The sequence below is a fragment of the Actinomadura decatromicini genome (genome assembly GCF_008121305.1).
Lineage (GTDB): Bacteria > Actinomycetota > Actinomycetes > Streptosporangiales > Streptosporangiaceae > Spirillospora > Spirillospora syzygii.
Window position 1 is genome coordinate 182814 of record NZ_VSRQ01000007.1, and the last position, 17015, is coordinate 199828.

At 77.7% G+C, this 17015-nt stretch carries 17 protein-coding genes; 3 read left to right on the forward strand and 14 right to left on the reverse strand.

All coding sequences use genetic code 11. The features are described 5' to 3' along the window. Positions 1 to 164: 164 nt before the first annotated feature. From FXF68_RS30500 to FXF68_RS30510, 3 genes are all read right to left on the reverse strand, one after another. Complete coding sequence (locus tag FXF68_RS30500) at positions 165 to 740, reverse strand: TerD family protein (RefSeq protein WP_148765275.1); 576 nt, start codon at positions 738 to 740, stop codon at positions 165 to 167. 214 nt (positions 741 to 954) lie between these two features. Continuing rightward, positions 955 to 2781, reverse strand: coding sequence for an acyl-CoA dehydrogenase (locus FXF68_RS30505; protein WP_148765277.1), 1827 nt, complete (start codon positions 2779 to 2781; stop codon positions 955 to 957). Continuing rightward, positions 2778 to 3902 carry an acyltransferase domain-containing protein gene (locus FXF68_RS30510; RefSeq protein ID WP_148765279.1) on the reverse strand — a complete coding sequence of 375 codons (1125 nt, stop codon included), beginning with the start codon at positions 3900 to 3902 and terminating at the stop codon, positions 2778 to 2780. The genes FXF68_RS30505 and FXF68_RS30510 overlap by 4 nt, the downstream gene beginning before the upstream one ends. A gap of 153 nt (positions 3903 to 4055) precedes the next feature. Here FXF68_RS30510 and FXF68_RS30515 point away from each other — a divergent pair, with 153 nt between their 5' ends. Both FXF68_RS30515 and FXF68_RS30520 read left to right on the forward strand, forming a co-directional pair. Continuing rightward, positions 4056 to 5156, forward strand: coding sequence for a 3-oxoacyl-ACP synthase III family protein (locus FXF68_RS30515; protein WP_246179038.1), 1101 nt, complete (start codon positions 4056 to 4058; stop codon positions 5154 to 5156). Between the two features lie 58 nt (positions 5157 to 5214). Continuing rightward, a complete protein-coding gene (locus FXF68_RS30520) occupies positions 5215 to 6192 on the forward strand; it encodes an SgcJ/EcaC family oxidoreductase (RefSeq protein WP_148765282.1) in 978 nt (325 codons plus the stop codon). A gap of 74 nt (positions 6193 to 6266) precedes the next feature. Here the strand turns inward: FXF68_RS30520 and FXF68_RS30525 are convergent, their stop codons facing one another. From FXF68_RS30525 to FXF68_RS30565, 9 genes are all read right to left on the reverse strand, one after another. Next, positions 6267 to 6716: a DoxX family protein gene (locus FXF68_RS30525; RefSeq protein ID WP_148765284.1), complete on the reverse strand. Its 450-nt coding sequence runs from the start codon at positions 6714 to 6716 to the stop codon at positions 6267 to 6269. A 123-nt stretch (positions 6717 to 6839) separates the two neighbouring features. Further along, the gene (locus tag FXF68_RS30530; protein ID WP_148765286.1) at positions 6840 to 8201 is read right to left on the reverse strand and encodes a hypothetical protein; all 1362 of its coding nucleotides are present in this window, start codon (positions 8199 to 8201) and stop codon (positions 6840 to 6842) included. Beyond that, a complete protein-coding gene (locus FXF68_RS30535; RefSeq protein WP_148765289.1) occupies positions 8198 to 8623 on the reverse strand; it encodes a hypothetical protein in 426 nt (141 codons plus the stop codon). Before FXF68_RS30535 ends, FXF68_RS30530 begins: the two co-directional genes overlap by 4 nt. Beyond that, positions 8620 to 9780 carry a molybdopterin-dependent oxidoreductase gene (locus tag FXF68_RS30540; RefSeq protein WP_187438173.1) on the reverse strand — a complete coding sequence of 387 codons (1161 nt, stop codon included), beginning with the start codon at positions 9778 to 9780 and terminating at the stop codon, positions 8620 to 8622. Before FXF68_RS30540 ends, FXF68_RS30535 begins: the two co-directional genes overlap by 4 nt. After that, complete coding sequence (locus FXF68_RS30545; protein ID WP_148765292.1) at positions 9756 to 10373, reverse strand: class I SAM-dependent methyltransferase; 618 nt, start codon at positions 10371 to 10373, stop codon at positions 9756 to 9758. Before FXF68_RS30545 ends, FXF68_RS30540 begins: the two co-directional genes overlap by 25 nt. Beyond that, on the reverse strand, positions 10370 to 11041 hold the full coding sequence (locus FXF68_RS30550) for a TIGR04282 family arsenosugar biosynthesis glycosyltransferase (RefSeq protein ID WP_148765294.1): 672 nt from the start codon (positions 11039 to 11041) through the stop codon (positions 10370 to 10372). Before FXF68_RS30550 ends, FXF68_RS30545 begins: the two co-directional genes overlap by 4 nt. Next, positions 11038 to 11718: a glycosyltransferase family 2 protein gene (locus FXF68_RS30555; RefSeq protein ID WP_222870154.1), complete on the reverse strand. Its 681-nt coding sequence runs from the start codon at positions 11716 to 11718 to the stop codon at positions 11038 to 11040. Before FXF68_RS30555 ends, FXF68_RS30550 begins: the two co-directional genes overlap by 4 nt. Next, positions 11715 to 12821 (reverse strand): NAD-dependent epimerase/dehydratase family protein, encoded by a 1107-nt coding sequence (locus FXF68_RS30560; RefSeq protein ID WP_148765297.1) that lies wholly within the window; start codon positions 12819 to 12821, stop codon positions 11715 to 11717. Before FXF68_RS30560 ends, FXF68_RS30555 begins: the two co-directional genes overlap by 4 nt. A gap of 113 nt (positions 12822 to 12934) precedes the next feature. Beyond that, positions 12935 to 14005 (reverse strand): aminotransferase class V-fold PLP-dependent enzyme, encoded by a 1071-nt coding sequence (locus FXF68_RS30565; protein ID WP_222870155.1) that lies wholly within the window; start codon positions 14003 to 14005, stop codon positions 12935 to 12937. 85 nt (positions 14006 to 14090) lie between these two features. On the opposite strand from FXF68_RS30565, the gene FXF68_RS30570 reads away from it, so the two are divergent. Further along, on the forward strand, positions 14091 to 15032 hold the full coding sequence (locus FXF68_RS30570; protein ID WP_148765301.1) for a LysR family transcriptional regulator: 942 nt from the start codon (positions 14091 to 14093) through the stop codon (positions 15030 to 15032). Here FXF68_RS30570 and FXF68_RS30575 read toward each other — a convergent pair. Continuing rightward, positions 15029 to 15910, reverse strand: a complete 882-nt coding sequence (locus tag FXF68_RS30575; RefSeq protein ID WP_187438174.1) for an IclR family transcriptional regulator — start codon at positions 15908 to 15910, stop codon at positions 15029 to 15031. The genes FXF68_RS30570 and FXF68_RS30575 overlap by 4 nt on opposite strands. After that, the gene (locus FXF68_RS30580; protein ID WP_148765305.1) at positions 15907 to 16968 is read right to left on the reverse strand and encodes a helix-turn-helix transcriptional regulator; all 1062 of its coding nucleotides are present in this window, start codon (positions 16966 to 16968) and stop codon (positions 15907 to 15909) included. The genes FXF68_RS30575 and FXF68_RS30580 overlap by 4 nt, the downstream gene beginning before the upstream one ends. Between the last annotated feature and the right edge of the window lie 47 nt (positions 16969 to 17015).

Genomic DNA, 17015 nt, shown 5'->3' on the forward strand with positions numbered 1-17015 from the left:
CTGGCAGCCCCGGGTGTGAACGAGGGGCGTCCCGGGACCGGCCCTCACGGGCCCGCTCCGGGACGCCCCTCCGCGCCGTGCCGCCGACGCTCGACCCCGCGCTCCCCCGCGCGCCCGAGCCCCCGGCTCGGACGCCGACCACGAGGCCGGACGTCCTAGACGTCTCAGACGTTGACCCCGAAGTCGGACGCGATGCCCGACAGGCCCGAGGCGTACCCCTGGCCGACCGCGCGGAACTTCCACTCCGCGCCGTTGCGGTACAGCTCGCCGAACACCATCGCGGTCTCGGTCGAGGCGTCCTCCGACAGGTCGTAGCGCGCGATCTCGCTGTTGTCGGCCTGGTTCACCACCCGGATGAACGCGTTCCGGACCTGGCCGAAGTTCTGCTGCCGGCCGTCGGCGTCGTAGATCGACACCGGGAACACGATCTTGGTGACCTCGGCGGGGACGCCGGCGAGGTTCACCTTGATCTGCTCGTCGTCGCCCTCGCCCTCGCCGGTGAGGTTGTCGCCGGTGTGCTCGACCGACCCGTCGGGGCTCTTGAGGTTGTTGAAGAACACGAAGTGCTGGTCCGACAGGACCTTGTTCTCGGCCGAGCACAGCAGCGCGCTGGCGTCGAGGTCGAAGTCGGTCCCGGTCGTGGTCCGGACGTCCCAGCCGAGGCCGACCACGACGGCGGTCAGTCCCGGAGCCTCCTTGGTCAGCGAGACGTTGCCGCCCTTGCTCAGACTGACTCCCACTGTGTCTACCTCCGTATCGGCCGTGCGGGTCCCGTGCGCCCGCAACGTGTTCGCCTGTCTTACGAGAACGGTAGCCATCTCCCGCCGGTTCCCCCGCGTCCTTGGCAAAGTCGCGGCGTGGCGTGCGGATACGCCCGCCGGCGGGCCCCGCGACGGACCCGCCGACAGGCCCGCCGGAGCGGGATGGGCGGAGGGGCGAACCGGGCCGGACGGATCAGTGGGCGGTGAGGAAGGCGGAAGGGGCGGTGACCGCCGCGGGCAGCTCGAACGCGGCGGCCAGCTCCCCCGCGTGCGGGGCCAGCTCGTCGCAGACCCGCCGCCGCGCCGCCCACAGCCGGTCCAGGACGCCGGGCGGCGCCGCGCCCTCGTTGAGCAGGTCGGCGGCGCGGCGCTCCAGCAGGTTCAGCGCGTGCAGGCCCAGCACCCGCCGCAGCAGCGGCCGCGCGTCCGGGTCCGCCGCGGCGGGCGCGGCGGCGATGATCTCCAGGACCAGCCGGTCCGCGCACGCCCCGGCCGTCCGCGCCGCCAGGACGAGGTTGCCGTTCCACGCGGCGAACGCGTCGGCGCCGGAGCGGCGGGCCGCCGCGACCCGCTCGGCGAGCCGGTCGCGCATCCGCCGCTCGGCCTCCCCCGCCAGCGCCATCCACGTCTCCGGGGAGTCCAGGTCGGCGTCGGGGGCGACGTCGCGGGGCTCGGGCGGGACGTAGCGGTCCAGGTCGGCCATCGCCCGCGCCGTGTCGTAGAGGATCAGCTCGTTGTCGCCGCCCGCGTTCTGGTAGGCGTGGGTCAGGCCCCGGTAGGAGTTGAGGCGCTCCACCGCCGCGAAGCCCGGCGCGCCGCTGTGCACCCGGCACGCCGACACCGTCTCCTGCGCCTGCGCGGTCGCCGCCGCCTTCAGCAGCGCCAGGTCCCGGTCGACCGCCGACCACGGCGCCCACGCCGTCTCCGGCCCGCCCGCCGCGCCGCTTGCGGGGCCGCTCGCGGGGCCGGGGCGGGGCGCGGTGGCGTGCGCGGCGACGGCGGTCAGCGCGTACCCGGCGGCCAGCGCGCCGAGCACCGCCTCCCGCTGGTTGCGGTAGTCGGTCAGCGGACGGCGCGGCGCGAGCCGCCCGAGGGTGGTCCGGCCCGCCGAGTGCGCCAGCAGCGTCCCCGCCGCCGCGCGCGTGACCGCCGCCGACGCCGACACCACCGCCCGCCACACCTGCGGCGCGATGCCCATCGACCGGGTCAGCCGCGCCGCCGCCGTGCCCTCCGGGTCGTGGAACTCCCCGGCCGCGTCGATGGCGGCACCGTCGCGCAGCCACGCCCCGTAGGGGACGCGGACCTCATCCAGCAGGACGGCGGCGTAGTCGACCGGCAGGCCCGTGGTGTCGGGCGCGGGCACCACCCGCACGCCGGGCGGGACCGCGCCGTCGCTGCCGCGCAGCGGCACCGCGAACACGAACACGCCCCGCTCGGCCCCGCCGTGGACGAGCGTGGCGTACACGGCGGCGGTCTTCGGGACGTCCGGGTGCGCGGTGTTGGTGGGGAACTTCGCCGCCTGCGCGTCCGGGGTGGTGAGGACGAACCCGCCGCCGTCCGGGTCGTGCCGGGCCAGGGTGCGCGGCGACAGGTGGCTGTTGCTGCGCCCCACCTCGGTCATCAGCAGCGTCCCGAACGTGGCCATCGACTCCAGTTCGCCGCGGATCCGCCGCGTCTCGGGCTCGTCGGCGCCGAACCGCAGCACCGGGCCGAGCGCGAGGGTGTAGTGCAGCAGCATCACGTGGAACAGGGCAGGGTCGGCGACCGCCGCGCGGTCCAGCAGCGCGCACAGCGCGGGCGGGTCGGCCAGCAGCTCGGCGGCGGGCGGCGCGGCCAGCCCGGCGCGGCGCAGCCGCTCGTAGGTGAGGGCCTGCCGGGCGCGCGGCGTCAGCCCGTCGGGGCAGGCGAAGAACTCCTCGGGGACCGCGTCCGCCAGCCGCGCGCGGGTCTTGGCGTCCACGGCCGCGCCGCGCACGAACCCGGCCAGACCGCCACCGCCACCGTCGCCGTCGCTGCTCATCGCCGTCCACCGCCCTCGCCCGCGAGCCCGGACACCGAGCCCCGCGCGCCGTCAGGGTCCGCGTCCGGGGGCGGTTCCGGCGTCACGGGTTTCGGGGTCACGGGCGGGACGCCGCCCGCCGTGACGCCGGGGGCGGCCTTGCCGGTGACGCCGGGCCGGGGACGGTCCCGCAGCGGCGTCAGGGTCCGCGCGCCGGGGACGCACAGCCGCGCGCACTGGCACAGCGCGGCGCCCGCGCCCGCCTCGGCGAACACCGTCGCGCCCGCCGCGTGGACGGCGCGCAGCGCGTCCGGCAGCCGCACCGGCTCGACGATGCAGTCGGCCAGCGCGCGGTGCAGGTCGTCGTCGTCGCGGTAGGCGCGGCCCCGGACCGGGGAGTGCACCGCGACCTCCAGGGGCCGCTGCGGGAACGGGCGGATCATGGCGTACCACTCGTCGTCGGCGCCCGCCAGCGCGGGATGGTGCGACAGGTAGGGCACGGCGAGCCGCACAGCGCCGACCCCGCGGCCGCGCGCCGCGGCGAGGACGGCGTCCAGGGGCCCGTCCGGGCCGGACACCACCGTCGCCGACGGGGCGTTCAGGCACGCGACGACCACGTCCGGCTCCCCGGCGGCGGCGACGCAGGCGCGGGCGTCGTCCTCGCCCGCCTCCAGCAGTCCCATGCCGCCGCCCCGGCCGCGCCGGGCCAGGACGTCGACGGCCGACACCGCCATCCGGGCGCCGTCGGTGACGGTGAACGCGCCCGCGCACACCAGCGCGGCGATCTCGCCGAAGCTCTGCCCGACCGCGAAGGCGGGGTGGACGCCGTGCGCGCGCAGCGCCCGGTCGACGGCGACGGCGACGGCGTAGGAGGCCAGCTGCGCGACGCCGGGGGCGCGGGCGGCGGGCCGGTAGGCGGCGGGGTCGTCCAGCAGGATCGTGCGCAGCGACGGCCATCCGGCGGGCGGCAGGCCCTCCTGGACGGCGTCCAGGACGTCGGCGACGGCGCGGGCGGCGCCGGGCCCGGTCCGGGCGAGCGCCGGCAGGTCGGGCGCGCCCGCCGAGCCGGTGCCGGCGAACAGGAAGGCGCAGGTGTCGTCGGGCTTGAGCTCCTCGGCCGGGCGGAATTCGGAGGACGGCACGCGGGGGTCTCCTTACCTGAAAGGAAGGCACACTTTTCTATTCGGATAAAGGCCGCTTAACACCTAGTTATGGAACGAAAACCCTGAAATGGGATTATTCACTCAAGGGATCGGGCTGACAACCGTCAGTGCGGCACGGAGGGTGGCGGGCAGATGAACGCGCACATGACCGGACACGGCGGCGGACGCGCGGAACGGCGGTCGGGCGGGCCGGGCCCGCTCCCCCGGCCCCGGCCGGACCAGCACCTCCCGTTCGGCGGGCCGTCCTGGGCGATCCGCGCGACCGGGTCCTACCTGCCCGGCGACGGCGTCCCGAGCGCCGAGGTGTCGGAGTCCCTCGGGCTGGACCCCGGGTGGATCGAGTCCCGCACCGGGATCCGCCGCCGGCACGTCGCCGCGCCCGCCGAGGCCGCCTCCGACCTCGCGGCCGCCGCCGCCGACCGCGCGCTGCGCGCCGCCGGGCTGGACGCCGCCGACGTCGGGCTGATCGTCCTCGGCACGTCCACGCCCGACGTGATCGCGCCGTCCACCGCCTGCCGCGTGCAGGCGATGCTCGGCGCCCGCCGGGCCGCCGCGTTCGACATCTCCGCCGCCTGCACCGGGTTCGTGTTCGGGCTGCAGACCGCCGTCGGGTGGCTGGCCACCCAGCGCGGCTCGGCCCCGTACGCGCTGGTCGTCGGCGTCGAGGTGTACTCGCGGTTCCTCAACCGCGCCGACCGCGCCACCGCCGCGCTGTTCGGCGACGGCGCCGCCGCCGCGGTCGTCGGGCCCGTCCCCCCGCCCTACGGGTTCGGGCCGATCACGCTCGGGTCGGACGGCGCGGGCGCCGACGACGTCCTCATCCCGGCGGGCGGCAGCCGCGCCCCCGCCAGCGCCGACACCCTCGCCGGGCTGGGCCACACCATCCACATGGACGGGCGCGCCGTCCGCGACTTCATCGCCGAGATCTTCCCTCGGCTGGTCGGCGACGCCGCCGACGCCGCCGGGCTCAAACCCGCCGACCTGGACCTGGTCGTCCCGCACCAGCCCAACCCGCGGCTGGTCGCCTCCCTCGCCGGCGGCGCCGGCCTGGACCCCGCCCAGCTCGCCATCGCCGGGCAGGACGTCGGCAACATCGGCGCCGCCAGCATCCCCTACGCCCTGGACCGCGCCGTCCGCGACGACCGGATCGGGCCCGGCGACCTGGTCCTGCTCGCCGGGTTCGGCGCGGGCCTGACGTGGGGCCACACCCTCATCACCTGGCCCCCCACCTGAGCCCTCCGATCCTTACATGCCTTGAAAGGCATATGCGTGGCGGGTTATGTTCGTGGCCATGACCACCCACGACCCGGACACCGGCGCCCCCTACGGCGCCGCCGCCCGCCGGGACGGCCGCGCCCTGCTGCGCCTGGAGCGCCGCCTGCGGCACCCGCCCGAGCGGGTCTGGCGCGCCCTCACCGACCCCGCCGAGCTGTCGGCCTGGCTCGCCGACGCCGAGTTGGAACCCGCCGTGTGCGGCGGGTTCGAGCTGCGCTGGCTCAACGCGGGCGACGCCGAGCCCGCCGTCGCCCGCGGCACCGTCACCGCCTTCGACCCGCCGCGCCTGCTCGAACTGGACTCCGACCTGCACGGCGTCCTGCGCTGGGAGCTCACCCCCGTCCCCGACGGGACGCACCTGGTGTTCACCAGCCACGTCGAGGTCCCCGAGGAGTTCGTCACCCGCGCCCTCGCCGGATGGCACCTGCACCTGGACTACCTCGACGACGCGCTCGGCGGCGCCCGCGTCGACTGGGCGACCTGGACCACCGACCGCTGGCGCGTCCACCACGACCGCTACGCCGCGCTGCTCGGCGACCTGGACGCCGTCCGCGACCTGTACCGGCGGGTCCTGGACGGCTGGAACGCCCGCGACGGCCGCGCCTTCGCCGACCCGTTCCACGATGACGGCGAGGCCGTCGGTTTCGACGGCACCGTGCACCCGGGCCGCGAGCGGATCGCCGAGCAGCTCGACCGGATCTTCGCCGGCCACGCCACCGCCCGGTACGTCGCCGTGGTCCGCGACGTCCGCGTCGTCGGGCCGGGCGCCGCCGTGCTGCGCGCCGTCGCGGGCATGGTCCCGCCCGGCTCCGCCGACATCGACCCCGCCGTGAACTGCGTGCAGACCCTCACCGCGTCCAAACTCATGGGACGGTGGCGGGTCGCGCTGTTCCAGAACACGCCCGCCGCGTACCACGGGCGTCCCGAGGAGGCGGCCGCGCTCACCGCCGAACTCCGCGCCGCCCTGCGCGGGGAAGGCGCACCCGGCGCTTGAGCGGAACACCCGAACGGCGTACGGCCCGGCGGCCCCCACCGGGGCCCCGGGCCGTCCGCCGTTCGCGTTCGGGGTCAGCGCTTCAGGGAGTGCAGGACCGCGCGGGACTCGGCGCGGCGGTCCCAGGCGATCGCCGCGAACACCGCCGCGAAGGCGGCGGGCAGCAGCGCCCACGCCGGCTCCAGCACCAGCACCTGGGTGAGGACGGCGCCGCCCATCAGCCCGATCAGCCCCGCGGCGGCCAGCCCCGCGAGCCGCGGGACCACCAGGCCGATGGCGCCCGCCGCCTCGACCGCGCCGGTCACGTACCGGAGCCACTGGCCCCAGCCGATCTCGTCGAACGTCGTCACCGCGTCGGCCTGGCCGGCGAACTTCGGCAGCGCCGAGGCGAAGAACAGGAACGCGGCCAGCAAGATCTGCGCGCCCCACAGCACCTTGCGCAGCACGCGACGCTCCCCGGCGGCGGTCTCGGGGACGGTGGGGAGGGCGGACGCGGTGTGAGTGGTGGCGGTGTGGGCGGTCATGGCGGTGGTCCTTCCGTGCGGGTGTCTCGTCTGCCTTTCACCGATGCGTCGCACGGCCCGCGCCCGGATCGACATCCCCCGGATTTTTTCTTCGAAGTTTCTTCGCGGGCCGTGGAGGGCCGGTCACCAGGGCGACAGGACCAGCGCCTGGACGGCCAGCGCCGTCGCCGCCTGCGCCGCCAGCCATCCCCGGCGGCGGTGCTCCGGCGGGGCGGCGACGAGCAGCCACGCGGCGAACGGCACCCAGATCCGCTCGACCTCGCCCTTGGTGACGCCGGACGCGTCCAGGACGAGCACCCCCAGCAGCGCCGCCCCCGCCAGAACCGCGGCGCCCGGGAGCGCCGTCCGGGAGCGGGCGGCGCGCCACAGCGCCGCCGCCGTCCGGGGCAGGGCGTGCGCGACCGCCGGGCCCGTGAGCAGCCCCAGCACCGCCAGGTTCCCGAACGCGAAGTAGGCGTAGGAGCGCTGCGCCGACCCGCGGCTGACCAGGTAGGTGTCCAGGGTCGCGCGGACGCCGTCCGGCCACCAGAACCCCAGCGCCGTGAACGCCGCCGGGACCACCGCCAGCCCGAGAGCCGCCGCGACCATCGCGCGCGCCGGAGGACGCCGCAGCAGCACCACCGCCGCCGGGACCGCGAACAGCGGCAGCAGCCCGTAGCTCAGATACGGCACGCATCCCAGCAGCAGCCCGCCCGCCGCGGCGGGTATGACCGGGCGCGCCGACCGCGCGGACATCGCCAGCAGGGCGGTGCCCCAGGCGGCCACGGCCAGGAAGAACGCGTCCATCGCCGTCGCCACCCACACCGCAAGCGGGGCCAGCGCCAGGAACGGGACCGCCGACCGCGCCGCCGCCTCGCCCGCCACGCACCGCCCCGTGACCGCGATCGCCGCCGCCGCCGACGTGCCCGCCGCGACGATCAGCGCCGCCGCCCAGGCCGTCCCACCGAGCCCGGCCCGCTCCAGCGCCCACAGCACCAGCGTCGGCAGCGGCGGATGCCCCCGCACGTGCGTGGTGTAGCCGCCGAGCCGGTCGGTGAACGTCGCGATCCATTCCAGGGGGGCGGGGCGGACCTGCGCCAGGCCCGCCGGGTACTCGGTCGGCGCGTCCAGGGGGCGGGCGAGGGCGGCCGGGCCGGCGGCGGCGGCGAGCGTGACCGTCCACGCCGCGCTCGCCGCCCACGCGGCGGGCGGCAGCGCCCGCCACGGCAGCCGCGCCGCCAGCGCCGGGAGCGCCGCGACCAGCGCGGCGGCGACCGCGGCGGCGGGCAGGACCGGCCAGGTCAGGGGACGCCCGCGCAGGCGGGCGTGCAGCGGGGGCAGCGCGTCCTCGGTGGCCAGCCCGGCGCGGCGCAGCTGCCAGCCGACGGCGAACGCGGCCGCGATCCCCGCCGCCCACACCGCCACCGCGACCCATCCGGACCGTCCCGCCCGCCGCGCGTCGCCCGCGCCTCCGGCGGCCTCGCGCCGGACCCGGGTGACCGTCATCGCGCCCGCCTCCTCCGCCGCGCGACCCCGCGGACCGCGACCGACGCCGCGGCCACCGCCGCCACGAAGGCCAGGACGATCGCGAAGTTGCGGTCGTAGGGCAGCGGCAGCCGGGACGGCTCGTCCGCCCGCCGCCCCTTCCCTAGGACCATCGGCAGCGCCACCACCGTCACGCAGCCCGCCGTCACCAGCGCGGCCCGCACGGCCCGCCGGTAGGCGGCCGGGACGAACCCGGTCAGCACCCCGGCGACGAGCACCAGCGGGACCAGCACCCCGTCGTGCAGCACCGCCGCCCCCGCGAACCACGTCACCCATCCCCCGACCCCGACGTGCGCGGCGATCCCGTACACGCCCCACCCGATCAGCGCCGCCCCGGCCAGGCTCACCGCGCCCCTCACCACCGCACCCAGCGGAACGTTCACGTGACCACCACCCGGTACAGCCATTTGGTCTGCATCACGCCGGGGCGGTTCGGCGCGATCAGGCGGCAGGGGTAGCCGTGGTCCAGGGCGAGCGGTTCGCCGTTGACCTCCAGCGCGAGGAGGGTGAGCGGGTCGCGCCAGTGGTCGGGCGCGACGTCGGAGGTGCGGTAGAGCCCCCAGGTCTCCAGCGACTCCACCCGCACCCGCGCGTCGGCGGGGGCGCCCGCCAGGGCCAGCACGTCCCGGAGCCGGACGCCGCGCCAGTCGGCCTCCGCGCTCCACCCCTCCACGCACGCGATCGGGAGCCGCGCGGCGCGCTGCGGGAGGGCGCGCAGGTCCTCCAGCGACAGCGCGACCTCGCGGCGGACGCGGCCGGTCACCGTGAGCCGCCACCCGGGGTCGCGGGCCGCCGCGACCACGCCCGCGTACGCGGCGGACTTGTTCACCGGCAGCCGCTGCGGCCCGACGCCGGGACGGCGCGGCGCGAGCACCGCCAGCCGCGCCAGCGGCGTGAACGTCTGCCCCACGGTCGCCGCCGCGATCAGCCCGGACGCCCCGGCGGCGGTGAGCAGGAACCCGCGGCGGCCGACCGCGTCGCGGGGGCGGGTCATGACGGTGCGGCGCGTCCCGTCCCACTGGTCGACGACGTGGATCAGCAGCGCGCCGAACACGATGTAGGCGGTCCAGTAGTGCGCGGTGGTGAAGAAGAACGGGAACGCGTACCAGTACGCGATGTTCAGCACGCCGGTGACGAGCTGGAACACCGAGCCCGCGACCAGCGCGAACACCGCCGCGCGGCGCGCCGCGTGCGCCGCCGAGCGGATCGGCGGCCACTGCCACAGCCGCGGGTAGACCGTCCACAGCTTGGCCAGCAGCAGCGGCACCGTCGCCAGCCCGCCGATCACGTGGACGCCTTGCGTGACGCGGTACAGGTTCACCGGACGCGACGGCCACGCCATCCAGCCCTGCGGGTGCTGCATGAAGTGGGACACCAGCCCGGTCGCGAACGCCGAGGTGAAGCTGATCCCGAGGGCGATCCCCAGCCACGCCGCGATCCGCTCGTCGTGCAGGGGGCTGGTGAACCGTCCCGCGATGGTCCGGGGGTCCGCGGGCCCGAGGCGGCCCGGGTGTTTCAGCGGCGCAGCGCGACGAACCACCGGTCCGCCTCCTCCCACACTTCGGTGACCGACGCCGCGCACTCGGCGGCGAGGCCGGCGGCGGCGTCGGCCGACACCCGCGCCCAGGCGAACCACTCCCCGACCGCGCGTCCCGACCGCAGCCGCAGCGGCTCCACCCGCGACCCCGCGCCGGGCGGCTCCACCTCCGCCAGGACCAGTCCGCCGGGCGCGAGCAGCGCCAGGACGCGGCGCAGCAGCGCGGCCGGGTCGCCGCCGATGCCGATGTTGCCGTCGGCGAGCAGCGCCGTCCGCCACCGTCCGGCGCCGGGGACGCGGCCGAACACGTCCCGGCACAGCGCCGGGGCGCCCGCCGCGACGGTCAGCGCGACCGCGGCCGGGGCCAGGTCGATGCCCAGCACGGGGACGCCGCGGCGGGCCAGCGCCACCGTCAGCCGCCCCGGACCGGAACCGACGTCCAGGGTGGGGCCCGCGCAGCGGGCCAGGAGCCCGCCGTCGCCGGGGCGCGGGCCCAGCCAGTCCCGCACCGGCAGCGGGCGGCGCCGCCCGTCGGCGTGCTCGATCTCCACCGGGACGCGGCCGCGCAGCGCGTCCTCGTACAGTTCGCCGATCACGCCGACACCGCCCCCTCCCGTCCGGCCCGCGCGGCGCGCAGGGCGCGGACGGCGGCGGCGAACCGGGTCGCGGGCGCCAGGTCGGCGACCGCGTCGGCGTCGGCCGGGACGTCGACGTCGGTCAGCTCAGGCAGCAGCCCCACCGTGAGCCCGGCGGCGTGCAGCCGCGCGAGCTGCGCCTCGCCGGTGCGGGGGGTCGACATCGGGACGCCGCGCAGCAGCCGCGCGTCCGGGCGGCGCAGCCCGAGCAGCCAGAAACCGCCGTCAGACGCCGGGCCGAGCACCGCGTCCCGCCGGGCCAGCGCACGGCCCGCCTCGGCGAGGAACGCGGGGGTGACCTGCGGGGTGTCCATTCCGATGAGGACGAGGGGGCGTCCGGCGTAGGCGTCGTCGAACGCGGCGGCGAGGCGCTCGTCCAGGCCGCCGCCGCGCTGCGCGACGACCGCGACCCCGGCCGGCAGCCACGGCCCCGGCGTCCCGGACAGCGCCAAAGTGCGGCGCCCGGCCGGGGCGGCGGTGACGGCGGCGAGCGTGTCGCGCAGCGCCGCCTCCGCCAGGACCGCCGCCTCGCCCGGGGTGTAGCGGGGGGACAGGCGGGTCTTGACCCGGCCCGGCGCCGGTTCCTTGGCGATCACCACCAGGTCCGCTTCGGCGGGTGCGGGCGTCATGGCGCGGTCTCCGCCAGGACGCGGCGCATGTCGCGGACGGCGCGGACCGTCCCGCCGAGCGTCCCGGTGACCTTCGACGTCCCGGTCCGCGGCCGGTAGGGGACGTCGACCTCGGTGATCCGCCAGCCCGCGGCGGCCGCGCGCAGCACCGTCTCCAGCGGGTAGCCGAACCGGCGGTCGGCCAGCCCGAGCGACAGCAGCGCGGCGCGCCGGGCGGCGCGCATCGGGCCGAGGTCGCGCAGCCGGGTCCCGGCGCGCCGGTTCAGCGACCGGGCCAGCACGGCGTTGCCGAGCCGGGCGTGCGGCGGCCACGCGCCCCGCCCCACCGGCCGCCGCCGCCCCAGCACCAGGCCGGGGACGCCGCCCGACTGAAGGGCCTGTAGTTCGGCGGTCAGGCGGGGCAGGTCGGCGGGGTCGAGTGAGGCGTCGGCGTCCATCACGCACACCACGTCGCTGGACGCGGCGAGCAGGCCCGCGTGGCACGCCGCGCCGAACCCCCGGACCGGCGCCGCGACCACCCGCGCGCCGTGCGCCTCGGCCACGTCCGCCGACCCGTCGGTGGAGCCGTTGTCGACCACCAGCGGGCGGAACCCGTCCGGCATCCGGGCCAGCACCCACGGCAGCGCCCCGGCCTCGTCCAGGCACGGGAGGATCACGTCGATCGCGCCGCCGGTCACCGCGTCACCGCCTTCGGCGACCCGGCCTCGACGGCGACCGTGGTGGGGGCGGGTGGGCGCGCGAACTCGGCCATCCCGTCGGCGAACGACACCGACGCCGCGAACCCCAGCTCGCGGCGGGCCCGGTCGGGGCGCGCGACGATGTGCCGGACGTCGCCGAGCCGGTAGTCGCCGGTGACGCGCGGCGCCGGGCCCCCGGCCGCGGCGGCCAGCGCCGCCGCCAGGTCCCCGACCGTGCGCGGCTCGCCGCTGGCGACGTTGTAGGCGCGCAGCCCGCCCGGCTCCGGCGGCCGCTCCACCCCGGACCGCTCAGCCGCGACCCGCTCCACCGCGAGGACGTTCGCGCGGGCGACGTCGCGGACGTGCACGAAGTCGCGGCGCTGCCCGCCGTCCTCGAACACCAGCGGCGCGCGGCCGTCCGCCAGCCGCGACCGGAAGATCGCCGCGACCCCGGCGTAGGGGGTGCCGCGCGGCATCCGCGGCCCGTACACGTTGTGGTAGCGCAGCGCGGCGACGGTCCCGCCGGTCGCCCGCGCCCACGACGCCGCCAGGTTCTCCTGCGCGAGCTTGGTGTCGGCGTAGGCGTTGCGGGGCGCGAGCGGCGCGTCCTCCGCGACCGCGCCCGGGTCGAGGGGACGGCCGCACTCGGGGCAGGCGGGCTCGAACCGCCCGGCCCGCAGCGCCTCCTCCGGCCGCGGCCCGGGGCGCACGCTCCCGTGCCGCCCGCAGGCGTAGGCGCCCTCCCCGTACACCACCATCGACGACGCCAGGACCAGCGCGCCGACCCCGGCGCGGGCCATCTCCGCGAGCAGCACCGCGGTGCCCTGCACGTTCGCGGACGTGTAGTCGGGCATGTCGGACACGTCCACGCCGAGGCCGACCTTGGCGGCCTGGTGGCAGACGGCGTCCACGCCGCGCAGCGCCCGCGCGACGGCGTCGGCGTCCCGCACGTCCCCGACCTTCCCCTCCACCAGCCCGTCGGTCTCCGTGCCGGGGGCGCTGGGGCGCAGGTCCAGGCCGCGGACGCGGTGCCCGGCGGCGGCCAACGCCTCGGCCACGTGCGAGCCGACGAACCCCGCCGACCCGGTGAGCAGTACGTTCATGCCGACGAACGTAGGCCGCGCGGACCGCCCGCACCGCCGGGAACCGCCCCGTCACGGCGCCTTGTACGAACCTTGTAAGAACTTCGGCGAACGCCCGAACCTCACCCCGTCCCTCACCTCGTCCCGCACTCCGTCCCGCCCGCGCCGGCCGCGATGAGGAGGGCGGCGGCCTTGTCGACGTCGGCCTCGGTGGTGGTGAGGTGGAACGCGCAGCGCAGCCGTCCCGCCCGGACCGAGGCGACCACGCCGCCCGCGCGCAGCGTCTCGGCCGTCCCGTCCGGGACGGTCACCGGCACGATCGCCGAGTCGCCGGGCGGGAGCCCGAGCGCCGCGCTGAACCGGCGCGCCAGACCCACGTCGTGGGCGTGGATCGCCTCGACCCCGACGCGTTCCAGCAGTTCCAGGGCGGGGGCGTGCCCGGCCCAGCACTGCCACGCCGGGGACATGTCCAGGCGGCGCGCGTCCGGGGCCAGGCGCAGCGGCAGGCCGTACACCGAGTCCCAGACGTCGGCGCCCGCGTACCAGCCGGCGGCCGCGGCGGGCAGCGCGTCCAGCGCTTCGGGTGTGCCGGTGAGGAAGCAGGTGCCGCGCGGTCCGAGCAGCCACTTGTACCCGCCGCACACCAGCCAGTCGACGTCGGCGGCGGGCAGCGGCAGCCATCCGGCGGCCTGGGTGGCGTCCAGCAGGATCCGCGCGCCGTGCACGCGGGCGGCGGCGACCAAGTCGCCCATCGGGGCGACGCGCCCGTCGGCGGACTGCACCGCCGACACCGCGACGACGTCGGCGCCGTCCACGTGCTCGGCGATCCGCTCCAGGGGCACCGACCGGACGGTCAGGCCGGGGCGGGCGGCGAACGGCCACAGCAGCGAGGTGAAGTCCCCGTCGGCGACCAGGACGGTGGACCCGGCGGGCAGCGACGCCGCGACCAGCCCGACGAAGTAGGACACCTGCGGCCCGCACGCCACCTGCGCGGCGGGCACGCCGAGCAGCCGCGCGAACGCCTCCCTGGACCGGGTGACGGCCTCGTCCAGCGCGCCCGGCGCGAGGAGCCCGGCGGCGCGGTCCCGCTCGGCGGCGAGCATCGCCTCGTGCGCCGCGCGCGGCGGCAGCCCGTAGGCGGCGGTGTTCAGGTAGGCGACCCCGGCGCGGAACTCGCGGCGCGCGTCCTCGATCGAAAGGCTCATGCCGTCGATCGTCGGCCACACCCCACCCATAGGACAAAGTAAGATCTTCTGGGCGATCCATCAGTACGGTTGATACCTTGCGGGGATGCTGGACCTGCACCGGGGCCGGATCCTGCGGGAGGTGGCCCGGCTCGGCTCGATGACCGCCGCCGCCAAGTCCCTCGCCTACACCCAGCCCGCCGTGTCGCACCACGTCGCGCGGCTGGAGGCCGAGGTCGGCACGCCGCTGGTGGTGCGGCACGGCCGCGGCGTCCGCCTCACCGAGGCCGGGCGGATCCTGGTCGAGCACGTCGAGGACGTCCTCGCCCGCATGGACGACGCCGAGGAGCGCATCGCCGCGATCGCCGGGCTGCGCGCCGGACGCGTCCGCGTCGCGGTGTTCCCCACCGCCGCCGGGGCGCTGCTGCCCGACGCGATCGCCGGGCTGCGGGCCCGCGCGCCCGGCGTGTCGGTCACGCTGGTGGACGCCGAGCCCGCCGAGGCGATGTCGCTGCTGCGCGCCGGGGACACCGACGTCGCCGTCGTGTTCCGCTACGCCCACATGCCGCCCGACACCGACGCCCGGTTCCGCGAGGTCGCGCTGTGCGACGACCCGCTGCGGCTCCTCGTCCCCGCCGGGCACCCCGCCGCCGCGCCGGGGCCTGCCGGCCTGGACGGTCTGGCCGGGTTGGACGGTCTGGCCGGGGAGACGTGGGCGTCGGGGTGCGCGCGGTGCCGCGACCATCTGCGGTGGGCGTGCGCGCGGGCCGGGTTCGTGCCCGACATCGCCTACGCGACCGAGGACCACGTCGCGATCCAGCGGCTCGTCGCGCGGGGCCTGGCGGTCACGACGCTGCCCGCGCTGGCGCTCGCGCTGCACGCCGAGCCGGGCGTCGCCGCCGCCGACGTCCCCGGCGTCGGCCGCCGGAGCATCGCCGCGGTCGTCCCGGCGGGCCCGCGTCCGCCCGCGGTCGCCGCCCTCCTGGACGAACTGACCGCGGCCGCCCGGCGCCTGGACCAGCCCGCTCAGGCAGGCGGCTCAGGTTAGGAGAGGTGGCGGTGCAGGTCGGTGAGGCGGCCCGCGGCGGCGCGGACCGCTTCGGCGAGGGCGGGGAGCCGGTCGTCGCCGAACCGGACCGACGGCCCCTGGAGCGCGACCGCCGCGAACACCCGTCCGCCGCCGTCGCGGACCGGCGCCGCCACCGCCCGCACGCCCGCCAGCCGCTCCTCGTCGTTGACCGCGAACCCCCGGTCGCGGACGCGCCGCAGGTCGGCGTCCAGTTCCGCGCGGGTGGTGAGGGTGGCGGGGGTGAAGCGGCGGTACGGCTCGTCCATCGCGACGGGGTCGCCGCCGAACGCCAGCAGGGTCTTGCCCATCGCGCACGTGTGGATCGGGTTGCGGTCCCCCGGCGGCTGCTCGTACCGCAGCGGGTGGGTGGACGGCAGGTGCAGCAGCACCGCGACCTCGTCCCCGGCCCGCACGCCGAGGCTGACCGCCTCGCCGGTCCCGTCGCGCAGCGCGGTCAGCTCCGGCTGCAGCAGGGTCGCGCCCATCCGCTCCAGCGCCAGCCGCCCGAGGATCGCGGTGGTGGGGCCGAGGAAGTACCGCTCGGTCGCCGCGTCCAGCGCGAGCATCCCGGTGGCGTGCAGGGCGTGGACGATCCGGTGCGCGGTGCTGACCGACAGGCCCGTCCGGTGCGCGATCTCGGTGGGGGTCTGCCGGGCAGCGTCCTCGAACGAGCGGAGCACCGCGACCGACCGGTCCACGGTCTGCGTGCCCGGCTTCGGCTGCCGCGCCCCCTCCGACCCGCCGCCCGCGGCCCCGGCTGTGCTGCCGCCCGTGTTGCCGCCCGCGGTCCGGGCGGGGCCGGCGTCGGCGTTCTCGTCCGGCGGCAGGTCCCCGTGCGCGTCCTCCGGCGCGTTCACCGGTCCGCCGCCGGTGCGGGCGCCGGGGCAGGCGTCGGCTCGTCCCGCGTCACGCGCCCATCCTCGCACCGCGCCCCGCCCGCCTCCCGCACGGGGGTGGTGGCGCGGGTGAGGCGGGCGGCCATCGCGGCGAGCCTCGCGGTGAGCTCGGGCGGGCCGTCGACCTCGAAGTCCAGGTCGAGGTAGGCGATGCGCAGCGCCGTCCACTCCAGGGAGTCGGGCGCCGTGCGGAGCCTGCAGGTGCGGTCGTCGACGGGCTCGACCTCCGCGCCGGTCACCCGGAACCGGTCGGCGAGCTCCGCCGCGGAGGCGTGGACGGTCAGCACCGCCCGCCCGGCGGGACGCGTCCCCGCCGACGACCGCGCCAGCGACCGGGCCACGAACGCGGCGGCGTCGGCGGCGGGCGGCTCGCGCGGCGGGCACCGCACCCCGGTGGGGCGCGGGTCCGACAGCCGGTCGACGCGGAACGTCCGCCAGCCGGCGCGGCCGGTGTCGAAGGCGACCAGGTACCAGCGGCGGCCGGCCGACACCAGCCCGTACGGTTCGACCAGGCGGCGGGTCTCGCCGTCGGCGCGGTCGCGGTAGGCGAAGCGGACCCGTTCGCCGTCGCGGGACGCGGCGGCCAGCACGGTCAGCGCCTCGGGGTCGGCGGTCGGACCGGCGGGCGGGCCGGTCAGCGGGGTCGTCGCGGCGTGCAGGGCGGTGACGCGGCGGCGCAGCCGCGCGGGCAGCACCTGCTCCAGCTTGGCCAGGGCCCGCACCGACGCCTCGCCGATGCCCTCGACCGCTCCCCCGGCGGCCGCGCGGAGGCCGACGGCGATCGCGACGGCCTCCTCGTCGTCCAGCAGCAGCGGCGGCATCGCCGTGCCCGCCTCCAGCCCGTACCCGCCCGCCGCGCCGGGCGTGGCGTGCACCGGGTAGCCGAGGCCGCGGAGCCGCTCCACGTCGCGGCGGACGGTGCGGACGCTCACGCCGAGCCGCGCGGCCAGCTCCGGGCCGGGCCACTCGCGGCGGGCCTGCAGCAGCGACAGCAGTCGCAGCAGTCGTGCCGATGACATCCCCCCAGTATGCGCGGCAACGCGGACAGAACCTGACCGCGTTCCTC

Excerpts from the sequence above, each read along its gene's own strand:
- FXF68_RS30505 (WP_148765277.1), bottom strand. The coding sequence starts at position 2,781 with ATGAGCAGCGACGGCGACGGTGGCGGTGGCGGTCTGGCCGGGTTCGTG.
- FXF68_RS30515 (WP_246179038.1), top strand. The coding sequence starts at position 4,056 with ATGAACGCGCACATGACCGGACACGGCGGCGGACGCGCGGAACGGCGG.
- FXF68_RS30520 (WP_148765282.1), top strand. The coding sequence starts at position 5,215 with ATGACCACCCACGACCCGGACACCGGCGCCCCCTACGGCGCCGCCGCC.
- FXF68_RS30525 (WP_148765284.1), bottom strand. The coding sequence starts at position 6,716 with ATGACCGCCCACACCGCCACCACTCACACCGCGTCCGCCCTCCCCACC.
- FXF68_RS30530 (WP_148765286.1), bottom strand. The coding sequence starts at position 8,201 with ATGACGGTCACCCGGGTCCGGCGCGAGGCCGCCGGAGGCGCGGGCGAC.
- FXF68_RS30550 (WP_148765294.1), bottom strand. The coding sequence starts at position 11,041 with ATGACGCCCGCACCCGCCGAAGCGGACCTGGTGGTGATCGCCAAGGAA.
- FXF68_RS30560 (WP_148765297.1), bottom strand. The coding sequence starts at position 12,821 with ATGAACGTACTGCTCACCGGGTCGGCGGGGTTCGTCGGCTCGCACGTG.
- FXF68_RS30565 (WP_222870155.1), bottom strand. The coding sequence starts at position 14,005 with ATGAGCCTTTCGATCGAGGACGCGCGCCGCGAGTTCCGCGCCGGGGTC.
- FXF68_RS30570 (WP_148765301.1), top strand. The coding sequence starts at position 14,091 with ATGCTGGACCTGCACCGGGGCCGGATCCTGCGGGAGGTGGCCCGGCTC.
- FXF68_RS30580 (WP_148765305.1), bottom strand. The coding sequence starts at position 16,968 with ATGTCATCGGCACGACTGCTGCGACTGCTGTCGCTGCTGCAGGCCCGC.